At 62.6% G+C, this 17,762-nt stretch carries 11 protein-coding genes and 3 pseudogenes; 8 read left to right on the forward strand and 6 right to left on the reverse strand.

Annotated elements, in window-relative coordinates; all coding sequences use genetic code 11:
* Positions 1–21 precede the first annotated feature (21 nt).
* Positions 22–5,238, forward strand: a complete 5,217-nt coding sequence (locus ACFQ2S_RS03595) for a calcium-binding protein (RefSeq protein WP_386072773.1) — start codon at positions 22–24, stop codon at positions 5,236–5,238.
* Between the two features lie 6 nt (positions 5,239–5,244).
* Here the strand turns inward: ACFQ2S_RS03595 and ACFQ2S_RS03600 are convergent, their stop codons facing one another.
* Positions 5,245–7,497: a GDSL-type esterase/lipase family protein gene (locus ACFQ2S_RS03600; protein WP_386072775.1), complete on the reverse strand. Its 2,253-nt coding sequence runs from the start codon at positions 7,495–7,497 to the stop codon at positions 5,245–5,247.
* Between the two features lie 770 nt (positions 7,498–8,267).
* The gene (locus tag ACFQ2S_RS03605; protein ID WP_386072776.1) at positions 8,268–9,491 is read right to left on the reverse strand and encodes an anaerobic sulfatase maturase; all 1,224 of its coding nucleotides are present in this window, start codon (positions 9,489–9,491) and stop codon (positions 8,268–8,270) included.
* A 1,087-nt stretch (positions 9,492–10,578) separates the two neighbouring features.
* On the opposite strand from ACFQ2S_RS03605, the gene ACFQ2S_RS03610 reads away from it, so the two are divergent.
* From ACFQ2S_RS03610 to ACFQ2S_RS03630, 5 genes are all read left to right on the forward strand, one after another.
* Positions 10,579–11,064, forward strand: coding sequence for a hypothetical protein (locus tag ACFQ2S_RS03610; protein ID WP_386072778.1), 486 nt, complete (start codon positions 10,579–10,581; stop codon positions 11,062–11,064).
* Positions 11,065–11,074: 10 nt separating this feature from the next.
* The gene (locus ACFQ2S_RS03615; protein WP_386072779.1) at positions 11,075–11,731 is read left to right on the forward strand and encodes a hypothetical protein; all 657 of its coding nucleotides are present in this window, start codon (positions 11,075–11,077) and stop codon (positions 11,729–11,731) included.
* 120 nt (positions 11,732–11,851) lie between these two features.
* Positions 11,852–12,157 (forward strand): transposase, encoded by a 306-nt coding sequence (locus ACFQ2S_RS03620; protein WP_449369410.1) that lies wholly within the window; start codon positions 11,852–11,854, stop codon positions 12,155–12,157.
* Positions 12,154–12,594, forward strand: a complete 441-nt coding sequence (locus tag ACFQ2S_RS03625) for a hypothetical protein (protein ID WP_386072782.1) — start codon at positions 12,154–12,156, stop codon at positions 12,592–12,594. Before ACFQ2S_RS03620 ends, ACFQ2S_RS03625 begins: the two co-directional genes overlap by 4 nt.
* Positions 12,595–12,627: 33 nt before the next feature.
* Positions 12,628–12,975 carry a transposase gene (locus ACFQ2S_RS03630; protein ID WP_386072784.1) on the forward strand — a complete coding sequence of 116 codons (348 nt, stop codon included), beginning with the start codon at positions 12,628–12,630 and terminating at the stop codon, positions 12,973–12,975.
* Here the strand turns inward: ACFQ2S_RS03630 and ACFQ2S_RS03635 are convergent.
* On the reverse strand, positions 12,972–13,388 hold the full coding sequence (locus ACFQ2S_RS03635; RefSeq protein ID WP_386072786.1) for a hypothetical protein: 417 nt from the start codon (positions 13,386–13,388) through the stop codon (positions 12,972–12,974). The genes ACFQ2S_RS03630 and ACFQ2S_RS03635 overlap by 4 nt on opposite strands.
* Before the next feature lie 62 nt (positions 13,389–13,450).
* Between ACFQ2S_RS03635 and ACFQ2S_RS03640 the strand changes: the two are divergent.
* Positions 13,451–13,630, forward strand: a pseudogene (locus ACFQ2S_RS03640) (integrase core domain-containing protein); the annotation flags it as partial.
* A gap of 330 nt (positions 13,631–13,960) precedes the next feature.
* Here the strand turns inward: ACFQ2S_RS03640 and ACFQ2S_RS03645 are convergent.
* The 3 genes and pseudogenes from ACFQ2S_RS03645 to ACFQ2S_RS03655 all read right to left on the reverse strand — a co-directional run.
* Positions 13,961–14,206: pseudogene (locus tag ACFQ2S_RS03645) on the reverse strand (integrase core domain-containing protein); the annotation flags it as partial.
* Positions 14,207–14,236: 30 nt separating this feature from the next.
* Positions 14,237–14,338: pseudogene (locus ACFQ2S_RS03650) on the reverse strand (integrase core domain-containing protein); the annotation flags it as partial.
* Between the two features lie 719 nt (positions 14,339–15,057).
* Positions 15,058–16,401, reverse strand: a complete 1,344-nt coding sequence (locus ACFQ2S_RS03655) for a metal-dependent hydrolase family protein (RefSeq protein ID WP_386072788.1) — start codon at positions 16,399–16,401, stop codon at positions 15,058–15,060.
* 728 nt (positions 16,402–17,129) lie between these two features.
* On the opposite strand from ACFQ2S_RS03655, the gene ACFQ2S_RS03660 reads away from it, so the two are divergent.
* Positions 17,130–17,762 (forward strand): FG-GAP repeat domain-containing protein (locus ACFQ2S_RS03660; protein ID WP_386072790.1); only part of this gene is annotated, 633 nt, incomplete at its 3' end.

Below are 17,762 nucleotides of genomic sequence, written 5' to 3' on the forward strand. Positions count from 1 at the left end.
GCCTTTTCAAGGAGAACGCTTATGCCGAGCGATCATGACAGCTCCAGATTTCGCCGCGACACGATTGCCGATCTTTCTGCGCTGATGGATGCGCCGACAGCAGGCCCACCCCCTGAAATCGCCGAGGAAACCTCAGCCCGCACGACGGACACGCCCGACACCCAGCTCCGCGCCGCCTTTGCCGGACTTGGCAAGACCTGGCAGCCGCTAGAAGGCCCCGCAGCGGAAACCGACGACGCCCCCTCCCCGGAAAGCGGCTGGGGCGCGGCGGGCTCTGCCTTCAGGACGAACAGCTTCCAGGCATCAAGCGCCATGATCCAATCCGCAGCGTCCGCCCCACGCACGCCCCGGGACAGCACGCCCCCATTGTTCGAACGACCGCAGGCGGATGATGCGGACACGACGGCGACCGTCAGGTCTGAAACGCAGGATGCACCCGAGGACGTCTTCGCCGCGTCGGTCATCACCACGATGATGCGCCAGCAGCTTCCGCAGGAGCCCGTCGAGGTCTACGCCACCGCGCAGGCGCCGAGCGAGCTGGATATCTACAAGTCCCGCCTGGACGGCCTGCTTCCCGACGTCACCGAAATGCGCGATGCGGTCAAGACCATCGGCTATATCCTGTTCTCCGCAAAATACGGCGTCGGCGCCTTCAAGACCGCCGACAAGACCGTCAAGACGACCTACGACGCGATCTACTTCACCGACAAGCTGCTGACGGTCGTGGGCTTCGTCTCGCCGCTGAAGGCGCCGACCAAGGCGATCCAGCAGGTTCTGAAAAAGGTGAAGAAGCCGGTCGAGAAGGTCGAGCAGAAGTTCGACGACATCACCGGCAAGGACGACAAATCGACGCCCGCGAAGGAAAACAACAACGAGTTCATCGACAAGGTCCAGGCGAATATCGACAAGGCGGCGCTGGCGAATGCCACGGTGCAGGACGCGCTGACGCTCAAGGTCCGCCAGATGGAGATCGCCTCGGAGGCGACCGGGAATTTCCAGAAAGCCCTCGCGGTGGCGATGCGCTCGGGCGAGACCTGGAGCGGCCGGTACGACGCGCTCAACACCGCGATCGAGTCCCAGCTCGGCAACCGCAACGACAAGTTCGCCAAGGTCGAGGCGCTCTACGAGGACGTGAAGGCGGAACTCGACGAATTCCTGAAGGTCATGAAAGACATCGATTTCGGGAAGATTCTCGGCGAGCTGGTCGATCTGGACGAGATCGCCAAGATCTTCGAATTCCTTGAGAAGCCGCTGGAAATTGCCGGAAACGTGCTCAAGCCGATCCTGCCGTTGCTGGAGGCGGTGGACAAGCTTGTGGGCCTCATCGTCGATCCGGTGGTCGATTATGTGATGGAGACGCTCGGGCTCGGCGACCTGCTCGAGGCCACCGAGGAGGCCGTGGCGGCGCTGATCCCGTCGCTCAACCTGCTCGAAGCCTTCGAGACGCTGATGCAGCCGCTGAGCGACTTCCTGCTGGAATACATCATCGACGCGCTCGGCACTGTGCCCTTCCTCGACCTGCTGGAACAGGCGATCTTCAAGGACGGCGTGGTCGGCGATGCCGAGAAGGGGCCGACCGGTTGGGGCAACGACGTGGCCAACACGCTGGAAGGCGACGACAAGCCCGACATCCTCGACGCACTGGCCGGCGACGACGAGATCTACGGCTATGCCGGAAACGACGTGATCATCGCCGGTGAAGGCTCCGACCTGCTCGACGGCGGACAGGGAAACGACCTGTTCTACTTCGGCGCGAGCTTCACCGAATACGAGTTGGCCCGCGAGCCCGGCACCGCGAATATCATCGTCAGCCACCTGCAGCCCAAGACCGGCGTCGACACCGGGATCGACACGCTGATCTCGCTTGGCGACAAGGACAGCGTGGTCTTCACCGATGTCTCCTTCACCGGCAAGGAATTGAAGAACGCGATCATCGGCGGCTCGATCCTGAACGGGGACGAGGACGGCAAGGCCGCGGACGACCTGATGTTCCTCAATTCCAGTGGCACCAAGGTCGACGGGCTCTACGTCGCCAATGGCCGCAAGGGCAACGACAGGATCTTCGGCTCCACCTCGGACGACCGGCTCAACGGCGGCTCCGGCAACGACGTGCTGCTGCCCGGATCCGGCGACGACGAGGTGAACGGCCAGGCGGGCATCGACACCTTCCAGGTGCTCGAGGGCGCAAATGCCAGGCTGACCGTGGACTTGACCGACGGCACGGCCTTCGGCCTGGGGCAGGACAAGCTCAGCTCGATCGAGAACGTGGTCGCCTCCCCAAACAAGGACCACAAGATCCGCGGCACCAACGCCGACAATGTGATCTACACCGGCGACGGTATCGACGTGATCACCGGCATGAGCGGGAACGATCGGATCGATGCCGGCGGTGAGGACGATTACATTGTGGGCGGCCCCGGGTCCGACATCATCTCCGCCGGCGCCGGAAATGTGGACGTCATGATCTCTGGCAGCCGGGCCAAACAGGGCGTGCGCGATATCTACAAGGGCGGCGACGGCTACGACGTCGTGTCCTACACGAGCAGTTCCAACACCATAAAGTTCGACGTCAGCGACCAGAGCGACGACCCGTCGATCCTGCAGACGCTGAAGAACTACATGCAGGATATCCCTGCGAGCGGACCGGTGGAGATCTGGGCCGGCACCGGCCGGATCGTCCGTTACGACGCCAAGGGCAACCGGCTTACCGTGGACCGCACCGAGGATGTCGAGGGGTTCATGGGGTCCGACCAGGACGACATCCTGCACGGCGATGCCGCGGCCCGGATGCTGCATGGCGCCGGCGGCAACGACACGATCTACAGCGGCGGCAGCGAGTATCTTTATGGCGGTGATGGCGACGACCTGATCCTTGCCGAAGCCGTGGATGGCGGCGCGAGCGCGCTGCAGATCGAGGGCGGCGGCGGCTACGATACGCTCCGGCTCGACGACGTGGGCGACGCCCGGTGGTTCTACCGCGTGGAGAGCGCGATCGCGCTGACGCTCCGCGCGCACAAGACCTCGGTCGAGGGCGAGGACCTGCGCAACGCCCGCGATGTGTTCTTTTCCATCAAGCCGAGGCAGGTGGAGGAGATCAGCCTTGGCGATTACGCGGACCACGCGATCTACGAGCCCGGCGGCACCACGACCGCGCTGTTCAACCTGCGCGGCGGCAATGACCGGTTCGACGGCGAGAACGGCTTTGCCGACGTGACCGCGGGCGCGGGCAACGACATCGGCAATTTCTACAGTGGCGGCAGCGGCATCTTCCGCGGCGGCGCGGGTGACGACTACGCCCGCTACGACGAAACCGACCGCAACAGCGCGGCGCTGATGGGCAATGGCGTCGACACGGTCCTGATCGAGCGCTTCTTCGGCCATGCCAACGGCGGCCAGGGCTTCGACACGATCTCCTTCGACGTCAGCTACCAGTCGCGGATCGAGGTCAACCTCGCGGCCGGCACGGTCGCCTCCTTCAAGGGCGTGAGCACCCTCGTCTCCGAACAGGTCGGCATGACGCTGGAAAATTTCGAGAAGCTGATCGCTACGGATTTCAACGATGTGCTGTCCGGTAGCGGCGCCGACGAGCAGTTGATCGGCCGAGGCGGCAGCGACCTGATGCGCGGCGCGGGCGGCCGGGACAAGCTCTTTGGCGGCGCGGCCAACGACACGCTTCAGGGCGGCCGTGGTGACGACCTGCTGCACGGCGGCGCTGGCAACGACCTGCTCAAGGGCGGCGGCGGCAGCGATACCGCCTCCTATGCCTGGGTCCGGCCGGGCGGCCTCGACGGGGCGCTCATTGCCGACAGCTTCTCGGGCGTGACGGTGGACCTCTTTGCCGGAACCGCCGCCGGTGCCTTCGGCTTCGACACGCTGGTCGCGATCGAGAATGTCTCGGGCTCCGGCGGTGACGATACGCTGCAGGGCAACAACCGGGACAACCTTCTCGCCGGCGACGAAGGCGACGACCGCCTGTTCGGCGCGGACGGCAACGACGTGCTGGTAACGGGCAGCGGAGACGACCGGGCCTGGGGCGGCAAGGGCGACGACACCGTGACGGTCGGCCTCGGCACCAAGAAGCTCTACGGCAGCGACGGCTTCGACACGCTCGATTTTGGCACCGTCGATGGCGAACTCTCCGTCGATTTCGGCGCCGGCACCTATCAGGCGACCTTCGACGCCCGCACGCCGGTCTGGGTGGTGCTGGATCGCGACGGCGACGGCGTGGCGGAGAGCGACGGCACGGAGGCGCGGATCTTCGGTGGCGTGGCGATGACCCCGCAGCAGGTTCTGGAGACCGACCCCAACTATTCGAACAGCACCGACGACACGACCCGGGCGCTGCCCGACGAGGACGACGATGCCTTCGATGATTTCCGGATCGAGCTGGAGACGATCGGCCTGGCGTCTCGCGGCAACTTCGCGGGCTTCGAGCGCGTCGTCGGCGGCAACAGCAACGACCGGATCAGCGGCGACAGCTCCGACAACAGCTTTGCCGGGATGGGCGGCCGGGATGTTCTGGAAGGCTACGGCGGCCACGACGAGCTGCGCGGCGGGCTCGGCAACGACAGCTTGCTGGGCGGCGGCGGGGCCGACGCGCTGTTTGGCGACGCCGGGAAGGACAGGATCGACGGCGCGGCCGGAGGCGACAGGCTCAAGGGCGGGGCCGGAAACGACACCATGACCGGTGGTGGCGGCGCGGACACCATCCTCGGCGATGCCGGCGCCGACAGCCTCGAGGGTGGGAGCGGCAACGACGCGCTCAAGGGGGGCGGCGGCAATGACCTGCTGCGGGGCGGCGACGGCGCCGACACGATGAGCGGCAATGGCGGCAACGATACCCTCAAGGGCGGCGCCGGTAACGACCGGCTCTTCGGCAACAAGGGCGCCGATCTTCTCCAGGGGGGCAACGGCGCCGATGTGATCGACGGAGGCCAGACGGGCGACGTGCTCGACGGCGGCAGTGGCAACGATCTGCTCACCGGTGGTCAGGGCGCAGACGATTTCGTCTTTGCCAACAATTATGGCCGGAACCAGATCGTGGATTTCGAGGCCCGCAACGACCGGGAGGATATCGACCTGTCGGACGTGACCCGGATCAAGGATTTCAAGGACCTCAAGGCCAACCATATGAAGCAGGTCGGCGACCGGGTGGTGATCGACGACGGCGCGAACACCCAGATCGTGCTGCTCTCGACCGACCTCGGCGACCTGGACCGGCAGGACTTCCTGTTCTGACCTGCTCTAGGCGACGAAGCTGTCGATCAGCTCGATCGAGAGCTGGCTGGACACGGTGTTCTCGACCGTGATCCTTGTGCTGCCGAAGGAAATCACCGCGTCGCCGTTCTGGTTGGAAACCGAGTAGCTGGAGGTCGAACCGTCCCGCAGGTAGATGAGGTCACTGCCGGAAGCATAGTCCATGATCCTGTCCTGGCCATCGGTGTCGTCAAAAACGAACTGGTCGATCCCCGATCCGCCCCACAGGTCATCGTTCCCTGCACGGCCCTCGATCCAGTCGTTCCCGCCAGCCCCCTTGAGCTCGTTGCCCTGATTGTCGCCGAGCAACCGGTCGCCGTGATCGGAGCCAACGACATCTGTCAGGTTCCCGGAGACCGCGTCCGGGTCCGCCTGCAACGTGCCGGCGATGGCCGTCGCATAGTTCGAAATCGCGTTGGCCCAGATCGAAGCGACCTTTTTCTGCCCGCCCGAAGATGGATGGATGCCGTCGTACATGTCGGACAGCGAAATCGCAGAGGTGTCGACCAGCCGGGCATCGATCCCTTGCGCCCGTGCCTGTGCGATAATCCCCGGGAGCGCCTCGTTGGCGTCAGTCGCCCGGTAGTTGACCGTTCCGAAACGCGTCGAGTCGGAGACCGGAAGGATTTCGGCGACCAGGAACAGCCCGTCCGAGTTCGCCGCGTGGAGCCGCTCGAGGATCCGCAACAGCTCGCCCGGAACGGTGTCGCCCGCGTCGTCCTCGCGCAGGACGTCGTTGGTTCCGAGCATGATCAGGGCGATGTCGGAAGGCGACGCCTGGGCGATCCGGTTGATGTCGGCGAGCACCTCCGTCGCGTGAATGCCGCTTTTCCCCTGGTGGTCCGGATCATGGAAACTGCTGCCGGGGTTGTTGTCATACTGGCCGACGAAATCCACCCAGAGGTTGCTTTTCTGCGTCAGGGTCTCCCACAGATATGGCCGATAGCCGCCGTCCACGCCGTAGCCATCGGTGATGGAATCCCCCAGGAGGAGGATCCGCGCGGCCTCGGCCCATTTGTCGGCCTCCAGATCCACGACCACGGCCCGGTCGTTCCCTGCGAACGACAGCGCCGGCGGGGGGGGCGGAGGTGGAGGGGGGGGCGGGGCCTCGACCGTGACGTAGACCCTGGCACTGGCGGTCGCACCGTCGGGATCGGCGGCGGTGTAGGTGAAGGACGTGTTCCCCACGCTCGACGGGGAGAAGACCACCTTGGAGCCATCCAGCCGCGCGCCGCTTACGGCCTTTACCGTCAGCGTGTCGCCGTCGGGATCGCTGTCGTTGGCCAGAAGCGTCGAGACCGGAATCTCCAGATCGGTACCGACGATCGCGGTAAAGCCCGTATCGTCCTGCGGTTCGGGGCTTTCGTTGGGAAGGACCGGGCTGATCAGAACGATCTGCCCCCTGTTGAGCAGGTCCGCCGCGTCAAGCCCGGCGCCGTTCTTTACCCAGGCGACACTCCGGAAAGACCCGCTCTCCCCGGACTCGCTGAACTGCAACAGCGCGTTGTCACCGCTCGCTACAAAGCGCACATGGGAGGACAGGTCCTCCGCCTCGATGCCCGCAGGCAGGACCTCGCCCAGATCGAACACGTCCCCTTCGGCGCGCGAGAAATCCTTCACGCGATCGCCATCGAAGGCGGACACATCAATCACGAACCGATCGGCACCTGCCCCGCCAGTCATCCTGTCTCGGCCCTTTCCGCCGTCCAGGATATCATCGTCGTTTCCGCCGTAGAGGTGGTCGCCGCCGCTGCCGCCGTTCAACTCATCATTGCCGTTGCCGCCGCTGAGCGTGTCGTCCCGGCTGCCCCCTTTGAGCACGTCGCGCCCGGCGCCTCCCGTCAGCGTATCGCTGCCCTTGCCGCCCTTAAGCACATCGTTCCCCGTCCCTCCCTTGAGAACGTCCGCGCCATTGCCGCCGAGGATTTCGTCATCCCCTGCCCCGCCATCCAGCACATCGCCGCGCTTGAACCCGTACAGAATGTCATTGCCGCCAAAGCCGCTGATTTCGTCCCGGCCGGACGTGCCTTTGAGCGTCTCGGCGCCGCTGGTCCCGAGGACCCGGTTGAAGGACATTTCTGCCGATGCCACTTGTGCAAAGGAAGCCGACACTCTGTCGACGGCTTCCGGCGGGGCGGCATCGTCCTCCGGGATCGGGCCACCGTCTGCGAGCCCCGTCACCAGGGCCGCCACGGTTTCCGGGTCTGGCGGCTCCGTGACGCCATGAGTGACCCCGAGCATATCGTGCAGGTCTGCAAAATCCCGATGGTTGGGGTTTCGGACCGACCATGTCTCGACGAGATCGCCTTGCCACGCATTCCACAGGACGTTCCCGAAAAGGTCGCTGTAGGTCCAGCGCGGCTCATTGGCGGCCCCGAAAAATGGCCGGAGGGATGCCTCCGGGCCGGGCCGTAGAACACCAGGTTCAATTCGGCTCTCTGACTCACTCACCACAAGAATTCCACGCCCCACTCTGTCCAAAATCGCTTCAAAAAGTCACTCGAACTGCACGCACACGCCCGCAGCCGCCCCATATCCGACTATAGGGTGTTCAGGTTCCCGCAGTCTACGCTCGCGGACTTCCGGTGCCCCAGACCCGCGGAGGAGCGCCGATATCGATCCCTGTCGCGGTGCATGTCCGGTGACCTGCACTCCAGTTGCTGCTCGACTTCAAGGAGAGGTCGCCCCTAACGAACAGACCGCCGCGAGCATGGGATCCGCCTGGTGGCGTTCCACAAGTGGCTGGCACAGTTCCGTGGACCGCTGATGCTGGACGCGCGGCCGATGACGGCGCTCGGGACCGAACGCTGTCGTCAGCGACACCGACACGGAGCAGACCGTCATGTGGCTTGCGCAGGAGGCTCTGCCGTCCATGGCACACCTGCTTTCGACAGGTGCCATGTTTGAGCGAGACCGCTGCTTTCCGGGGCCAGTCCGGGAATGTCCGCTTAAGATGCGGCTTGAACGAGTTCGCTGCGCAAGCCGCCAGAGCGAACGGCTTTGAGCTATCTCTACCCCTGGGTCTTGGGCTCCTTGCGCGCCGCATCAGCGGCAGGTCGGCCCATCGAAACCAGACGCGCCATCTCTCGCAGCCTCTCCTCGGCGTGGCGAAAGAACATGGTGTAGCCCTCGCAGAAGTAATTGTGCCCAGGCTCTCCGTCTCGAGCCTTGGAAATTCGATGTTTCGGGCAACCGCCGTTGCAAGCGAAGCGGTAGTCGCAGGCCTTGCATTGCCCCGTCAGAGTGGTCGCTTTTGCCTGCCCGAACTCCGCCTGTCGCTCGGTCCACAACATGTCACGCATCGGGGTCTCGGTGATCCGGCCGAGCCGGTATTCGGGATAGACGTAGTGATCGCAGGAAAACAGACTGCCGTCATGTTCCAGTGCCAGGCTGTCGCCGCAGGTCTCGGCAAACACGCACAGCCCGCCCGGCGCACCAACCCACTTGCCAAGCATCACGTCAAAATGCTGGACAAAGACCTTGCCGATATCGCTGCGGAACCAGATGTCGAAGACATCGCACAGAAATTTGCCATAGGCGCGCGGGCTGACGCTCCATTCTGTCACGCTGTTGCCCGGGTCCATGTCGACCTGCGGCGCGCCTGCCAGACCGTCGGCGCCATTGCGTTCGACGATGGGAATGAACTGCATATAGTCGATGCCCAACCCCTTGAGGAAGCGATAGACCTCCTTGCCCTTGCCGCCATTGGCGCGGTGTACGGTTGTCAGCGAGTTATGCTCCACCTCGTGACGCTGCAGGATCTCGAGGCCACGCATGACCTTGTCGAAGGTCGGCTGTCCCTGGCGGTCGATCCGGTAGCGGTCATGGACCTTCTTGGGTCCGTCGATGCTGATGCCGATCAGGAAGCCGGCGTCATGCAGAAATCTCCCCCAATCCTCGTCAAGCAACATGCCGTTGGTCTGAAATGCGTTGGTAATTGTTGTACGCGCCGGCGCGTATTTGGCCTGCAAGTCCACGATCTTCCGGAAGTAGTCCACGCCAAGCATGGTAGGTTCGCCGCCCTGCCAGGCGAAATTGATCTCGGCCATACCAGCCTCGAGCGAATTTTCGATGACCTGCCGGATGTAGCTTTCCAACACCTCGTCCGACATTCGGAACTTCTTCTCGGCGGGATAAAGCTTCAATTTTTCAAGATAGTAGCAGTACTTGCAATCGATATTGCACCGCGGTCCGATTGGTTTCGTCATGACGTTGAACGGGCGCGGTTGTGTCACTGGGGCTTTCTCACTTCAGGGCGCCTATCGGGTCGTTACGATCCGGATCAGGCACGATCTCCAGCACTCCGCTTACCCCAGCGGCGATAACCAGTAAACCGCGGGAGAGCGTGGAGGGCGTCGGCGCCACGCCCCGCACGTGCCGGTCAGCGCGCACAAAGCGCTTCGTGGTCGGATTGAAGCGTCGCCCTTCAGGCGCACACGTATGCGGATCCGTCCGATGGTCTGCTCCCCCTTCACAGCCCGGCGGCCACAGCTGCTGAAGCAGTTCACCAGGCTGGCCGCAACGAATCCTCATTCCCGCGTGCATCTCAGCAGCACGTATCGCCCCTTCCGGACTCGCCTCTGTGCCGCCTCGCGCGACGGCTGAAGTGAAAGCAATTCAACCTGTTGCACCATCTCTCCGCAACTTCGCAACCGACCAAGGGAGTCAATGATGCGTGCGGCGACAGAATGCGGCCCATAGCCGTCCGGCAGTGGCATGTGAGGAGAGACTGGCAAGTCGTCGAGCGTAAATGCCATGCGCATGGATCATCCTCCTCAGCGGCAGATCGACGGTCTCATGCACTTTGTGGGCAGGCAAGCAGCAACCGGTCTTCTGCAGTATGAACGGTGAACAATGCTGCGCTCGGGATGAATTTCAACTCTCGTATGTACCCGACATTGGCGTTGGAACCAACCAGCGTCGAATGGGCGGACACTGCGGACGTCGCTCCACTCGGGTGTAATCGTGTCAGTTCAAGCGCCAAGTGGAATGGCGGTCGGGCTCATCTCGGCGGCAACGTCCACCTCGTGATCCCGATAGGCCGCGAACACCGTCTCCCGCAGCCAGGTGTTCACGGGATCTGTCGCGTGACCGGCCAGGCAGGTAATTGCAATAGCGGATCAATTGCCCTTTCTGCAGGTCGGCCCATCGCACAACTATGTCGAAGGAGATGCACCAGCCGACCAAAACACGCTTTGCCCACGGCCGGTCCGGACCAGGTATGCGCGGAATTTTGGTTTTGTTTTTGTCGCTCCGTAAGTTAGCCTGCCTGTACCACCCAGCTTCGACCGACTTTGGCCTGGGCACTCGATGGAGATCGTCATGACCCAGATTATTCAAGTGGCTGCGATCGCACTTGCGACGCTCGGGACCGGGGCGGCGACGATGTCTGTTATGAACGAGGACATTCCCGACCTGCAGGTGCCCGAAGGCGCATGGGCCTCGACCGGCGCACTCGACGATCGGGCCTTTACGGTCCATGGCGTCGACGTCGGGAGCGGTGCGGTCCTCGAAGACGAACTGTTGTTTCGCGACGGGACGTTCCAGTCCGTCGACTGCCAGAATTATTGCGATTTTGGCTGGTCCGACTACCAGACAAAGGAGATCGATGGCGTGATCCATTTCACCGCCACGGCCATTTGTCCCGATGCGCCGCACACAGTGGTATTTTATGGCCAGGTCGACGGCGATGCGATCACGCTCGAAGGGACTTGGACCACCCGCCGCTGGTACTGGACGAACCAGATCGTGATGGAGGCGTCGGGCACGGCCACCGATTTCGACAACGCGATCGCTGTGTCGGGCTGAGATCCGCACCATGCGCCCAGCCGGCCCGTCGCTGGCCAGTATCCTCCTGCGCGTCGCGATCCTGATCGCCCTGCTGGTGCTGGCAACTTGGGGCGCGCACATGATCCGCGATGCTTTGAACCTGCAGATCCGTCCCGACAACGAACAGCAGGTTCACCGCATGATCATGTTCGGCGCCGCCGCCTATATCGGGCTGCTCGCGCTGCCCTTCGTGCCAGGGGCCGAGATCGGGTTGGCCATGCTTGCGGCCTTCGGCCCGGCCATCGCCCCGCTGATCTATGTCTGCACGGTCGCGTCCATGATGCTTGCATACGGGGCGGGGCGGTTCCTGCCCATTGAGGAGTTGCGGCGGGTCTTGTCGGCCCTGCGAATGCACCGAGCCGCGGATCTAGTCGCCCGAGCTGGCCCATTGTCGGGGGACGAGCGCCTGGCGATGCTGCTGGACGGGCAGTCGGCGCGAGCACTTCGGCTTGCCATACGATATCGTTATGTCGCGCTGGCTGTGGCTGTGAACACGCCCGGAAACTCGGTCATCGGCGGCGGGGGTGGCATTATGCTCATGGCAGGGCTCAGCGGCATTTTTTCGCCGTTGGCGATCGTCGCGACGATCGCGCTTGCTGTCTCTCCCGTACCGTTGGCGGTGGTGTTCTTCGGATTGCGGTTCTGACGCGAGAGTCATGCGGCGCCCGCGCGTTGCTTCGCGTGACCTCGGACGCCGCAGATCTGTACCGACCCAGTGAAATCCTGCTCATGCTACAAGGAGTAAAACGTAGCGATGAGTGGACCATTGGACGACAGCATCAAGCGTTGGACGGCGAAGCGTAAAACGGCCCTGGTGATCGAGATCATTCAGGGCAAGACGACGGTGGCGGAGGCGAGCCGGTCATTTGATCTGTCCCCCTCCGAGATCGAGGGCTGGGTCGAGGATGCGAAGCGCGGCATGGAGAACTCCTTGCGGGCCAATCCCCTCGACATCCGCGAGCAATATGAGAAGCAGCTGAAGGATCTGCAGGAAGCCTACGGCGCGGCCATGCTGGAGCTGCGCGCCCGAAAAAAGCTGCAGGCCCTCATGGAGCGGGAGGACGGCAATTGATCCGGACGCTCCATGAGGGCCTGCTGGCGGAGGGTGTCTCGGTGCCGCTGACCAGGCTTTGTGCCTGGTTCGGCGTGCCGCGGCGGACGGTCTACTACAAGCCGACCAAGTCTGCGCCGAAGGTCGATCCGCGTATTGCGGAGCCGATCAAGGCGATGATCGAGAAGGAGCCGTCCTTCGGCTATCGCACCGTGGCCTGGCTTCTTGGCTTCAACAAGAACACGGTGCAACGGGCGTTCCAGATCAAGGGCTGGCAGGTGCGAAAGCGGCCGATCGGGATGCGGCCGCGCATCGAGGCCGTGCCCTCGGTCGCCACAGCCCCGAACGAGCGCTGGTCAACTGACCTGTGCCGGGTCTGGGCTGGCCGCGACGGTTGGACAACGTTGGCCCTGGTCATCGACTGCCACACCCGTGAGCTTCTGGGCTGGCACCTGTGACGGGCCGGAAAGTCTTCGACGGCTGCCAGCGCCTTGGAGCATGCCCTGATCAGCCGGTTCGGCACGCTCGGCAAGGTGCCGCAGGAGTTCCTTCTGAGGTCCGACAACGGACTGGTCTTCACATCGCGCCACTACACCGCGCTGGTGCGCAACTACGGGCTGAAGCAGGAGTTCATCACCCCGCACTGCCCGCAGCAGAACGGCATGGTCGAACGCGTGATCCGGACGCTGAAGGAGCAATGCATCCACCGGCAGCGCTTCGACAGCATCCAGCACGCGACGCGCGCCATCGGCGACTGGATCAGCTTCTACAACCATGGCCGCCCACATCAGGCGCTGGACATGAAAACCCCCGCTGAGGCATTCGCATTAGCAGCTTAACCTAAGCAGATTCCGCTGGGTCGATACATCTCCACCATGCGGACGAACTTGCGGTGCTCCGCGTGGCGCAAAGCCTGGACCGCCTTGAACACCACCGAGTTCCTCATGGCAGCATCCGAGATGTCGAGATCCCGTTCCGCCATGACGCGCTCGGCGAGATCGCGCGTGGTCATATCCCCGTCGACGTCAAGATGGCGGACACAGATGTCGGCGATCTCTCCCTTCTTGAAGAAGCCATGGCTGACCATGTAGCGCGCCCGCTGCCGCTCCGGGGCAGCGAACAGTTCGATCGTCGCGTTCAAGTGCGCGAGGTCGTGCTTCGCATGGGCGATCTGCGCCTCATAGGCCTTGAACCTACCAAGGATCTCGGCGCGCTTCTGTGTCAGAGTCTGGATCACCAACGGTTCGGACATGCCGACATTGAAACCGACGCAGCGTCCCCGATCCAGCCGGCAACTTGGTGCATTTGCTACCTAAGACCGAGTGCCTGAACGAGCACCTGTTCACCAACCTGCGCCATGCCCGCCAATCGATTGCGGCATGGCGCGAAGGCTACAACCACCACCGCCCATATTCGAGCCTCGACGGGCTCACACCGTGGGACTATCACCAACGGTCGAAAGAGGACCAAAACCTGAACAGAACTAACCTATAAACGCGGATCTTTCGGGGAGCAGGTTACTCGCAAACTGCGGGTGATCCCGTGCCAAAGTATTTCTCGGCGGCGCCAAGCGAATGGCATTGAGAGAACTAGGAGTCCATCAGTTCTATTCAGGTGGAGCTGGCGCAACGGACCAAGGGCGCAAGGACACAACGACTGCCTCCACGAGTTCTGACCCCATCGGATGGTCCGGTTTCAGTCTTGCTGCATGATGGGGCTGGGTTCTACGGTCGGGGTGGCCGGCGAAGTGGCTCCGTGGAGTCCCCCCGGTTTCGTGGACGGTTAGGCGCTTAGCTTCTGAATCGCATCCAGGGCTTCCCTTTCCTAGTCGATCGGCGAGCGATATCCCAGAGCCGAGTGGCGTCGGCCCGGATTGTACCAGCCTTCAATGAACTCGAAGATTGCCATGCGTGCCTCCGCCTTGGTCCGGAACATGCGACGGTCGAGCAACTCGCATTCGAAGGTGGCGAAGAAGCTCTCGCACATTGCGTTGTCGTAGACGTCGCCGACCGATCCCATCGAGGGTCGGCCCCCGGCTTCCTTGCAGCGCGGGCCGAAAGCCACGGAGGTGGGGACTTCACCCCGTTTCTGGTCCGGTCGTCATGCGACCTTTCGGGTTGGTTGAAGTTGGGCTGCAAAGGCGTTCGGCGTCAAGTTTCCGAGCGCCGAATGCGGCCGGTTTTCGTTGTAATCAATCCTCCACCGGTGCTAAACGTGCTAATCGTGCTAATCCGCCCCCAACCGAGCCGCACCGTTTAGCACGTTTAGCACGTTTAGCACGGCCAGAGGTTCCAAATCCCGAAACGGCAGCGCCGCTCTCGACACCCGCCGAATGCCAGCATGGCCTGTATGCCGCGGGTCGCCCGCGCACTTGGACAGGCCGCGTCGTATCCATTGACGAGTACCGACGGCTCTCGGATTGGCAAAGGCATGGACCGAACGGGAGGATCTGGAACGGGAGCACGCAGTGATGGGTGGTTCCGGAAGACTCAACCTGAACGCTTCAACACCTTGTCAACTTCAAGCTGGTCGATGCCGAGCGCGTCAGCCGCGGCCCTCAGCATCCAAGCGCCACTGTCGAGCATGGCAACGTCATAGCGATCCCGCCAGACCTCCCGCGCCCATGGCACCATATCGTCCGGCAGAAGGTCGGTTATGCTTCCGGGTCGTGCGCGTCTGGGCATAGCTCGCCATTGTTCATGATTTGTTCGAACGCAATACAGCACCATGATTGCTTCGGGATCAAGGGGGCAGCCTGCTTCCTGTTCTGAGAGGGCTTGGCCGCCAACTTGCCCCAATCCACAACAAGCGACTGCTTTGCTGACGTTGCGATCATCCGACCAGAAAGGTCAGATGACCGCATCCATACTCAACTGCGCGAAGAAATAGGCTGCTTGGAGCAGAGCCCCCGGATCTCGAAGTCAGTTGAGAGTGTTCTTGTAAACCACGCCGTACTTGATGATGACGTCGAAGTTCTGTTCCGGATCGCTTACGAGATCGAGACTCTCCAAAGGGTTGCCATCCACAAGGATCAGGTCGGCATAGGCACCTTCCTCGATCACGCCGAGCGGGCCCTGCGGATAGGGCGTAAGTTGGCCCGAGAGTTTCAGCAGTTCCGCGTTGTCACAGGTTGCCATTTTGAGCGCTTCATACGGCGTGAACCAGTTTTGCAGTTTTGCAAGTTGCGCGCCCTGGCGCTTGGCGAGATCGGCGCTGAAGAGCGTGTCGGTGCCGAAGGCGATCTTCACACCCAACTCCTTGGCCGTGCGGTAGACGAAATCGGTGCCGTCGGTGACAGAGTTGTATTTCGCCTTCTGGAACGCGTTCAGCGCCGGTGCGTCTTCGTCATCGAGGAAAGGCTGCATGCTGAGCCAGACGTCGTTGTCGACAAAGCGCTGCAACGTTTCGCGGGTCGACATGTGGCCATGCTCGACGCTCTTGACGCCCGCATCGATGGAATGGTTCACGGCCTCGTCGTTGATGGCGTGGGTCAGGACATAGGTGCCCCAGTTTTCCGCCTGCTCGACCGCCGCTTCCAGCTCTTCCCTCGTGTATTGAATCGTGTGGATCGGGTCATAGCTCGACGTCACGCCGCCGCCGGCCATCAGCTTGATCTGCGTCGCGCCCTGCATCAGGTTCTCCCGGACGCGCTTGAGCACCTCGGGAACGCCGTCGGCGATGTAGAACATGTCGGAGGTCTCGAAGGAATGCAGCTTGTCCGGCGTGGCAGGCACGTCGCGGGTCACCCGGAAATCCATGTGACCCGCCGTTTGCGAGATGGCGGGGCCGGACGGAAAGACCCGCGGCCCTTCGATCAGGCCCTCGTCAGTGGCGCGGGCAATGTCGAACATCGGCCCGGCGGTGTCGCGCACGGTGGTGAAGCCGCGGTAGAGCGTGTCCCGCTGCGCGGCCGCCGTCAGCAGGTTCCAGTAACCCTCGTTGGTTGTCATCAGCTGGCCGATCGTTGCCGTGGCATAGACCCCATGCCAGTGCGCGTCGATCAGGCCGGGGATCAGCACGCGCCCGTCGGCGTCGATCACGGTTGCGAACTCGGGCGGTTCGAGGTCCGGCCCGATACGTGCGATCATCTGGCCCGCGATGAACACATCCTGACCTTCCACGAGCTCGGGCGAGCAGCCGGTGAAGATCTTTGCACCGCGGATGAGCACGGCATTGGGTGTGCCATCCGAACCAGCATCCTGCGCCATCCCGCTGGTGGGACCAACGATTGCCGCGGTACAGAAAAGAAGTTTCAGGGCGCGCATGGAGACCTCCCGCTATGTCGATGGATCGTGTTGATCGAATCGCGTTTGGGCCTCGCGAGGGAAGCGAACGCTACAGATTGGCCTGCCTTGCCCGCTGAACTCAAAACCCGATAATATGAACTTACTTGATTTTTAGTATGTGAGCCTTGTTATGCAAGCCAAACCGTGGCGCGGCTGATCCGCCCGCGTAGCGGAGCGTGCCGTGGTACCCTCAATGTCTGAACTGCGCAGCTTGCTGACCTCGACTGCTCGCGTGGTCTGCGACGCCACCGGCCGCTGATCTATCGGCAACTTTGCCGACCTTCCAGACCTTCGCTACGAAGGCGAAATCTCGCCATTTCGAGCGCGTAATCCAATAAGAGTGGCGGGGACAGGACCTTCTCTGCTGGGGCGTCGTAACCGTGCGCCGCGCACGCGGCGCGTTCCAGCGAGGCGCAAGCAGGCAGGCGCAAAAAGTGCCTTTCGCGGCGAGGACTTGGAAGTGGTCAACCGTGAAGTCGGGGTCGGCGCGTCTGATCCGGGCGGTTGACGGGATGACGTCTTGGCTACCAAGAATGCGTGGCTGAAACGCCCGCGCGATGAAAGGCTACCCTTACATAACCCATAAATTAAGGGTTTTTTGTTGATCATTATGATTGCGGTCAAAGCAGGGATCGTATCCCAACGGTATAATGTAATAGTGTTGTGCGCTAGGGCGCGCCGAGAAGCCAACGAGAGGAGGAGGCGAGATGTCGTACCCGTACATATACCAGACAGACTTCTATAACACCTCGGTTAGAGAGATCGGTGTCAGCACGGGTGACTACGATAACGACGGTCTCTCCGACGTTGTCGTCGGAAACTATTCCCAGAACTCGGTGACGGTTTGGGAGTATGACCCGAGCGTCGGCGGACTTGTTGCACAAACCACGTATTCGGGGTTCGTGAACAACATCCACGACGCAACTCTTGCCGACATCGATGAGGATGGGATTGCGGACATAATCGCGAGCACGCGGTTCTATAGTCTACATGCGCAGCTCTCTTCGACCGGTACCAAGCCTGTTCTCGACGGAGCCTATTCCTGGCAAGTGATCGCCGAGGACTTTGACGGCGACGGCCATATCGATCTTTTCAGCGGGATCGATGGCGGATTCTCGAATATGCTATACGGGAATGGAGATGGGACGTTCACTTTCGGGCCTGAGCCTGCTCAGGTTGTACCTGGCAGCCGTGGCGTTGGTTACAACGCCGTTGACCTTAATGCCGACGGTCTGCTCGATCTCATCGGCTTCCAAACCGCCGGGGGTGTAACAAGACTTGCCGCGTATCTGAACCAAAGTGTGCCGGGCACTCCGGCGTGGTCGGGGAACATCGCGGCC

The organism is Tropicimonas aquimaris (assembly GCF_042676185.1).
Lineage (GTDB): Bacteria > Pseudomonadota > Alphaproteobacteria > Rhodobacterales > Rhodobacteraceae > Tropicimonas > Tropicimonas aquimaris.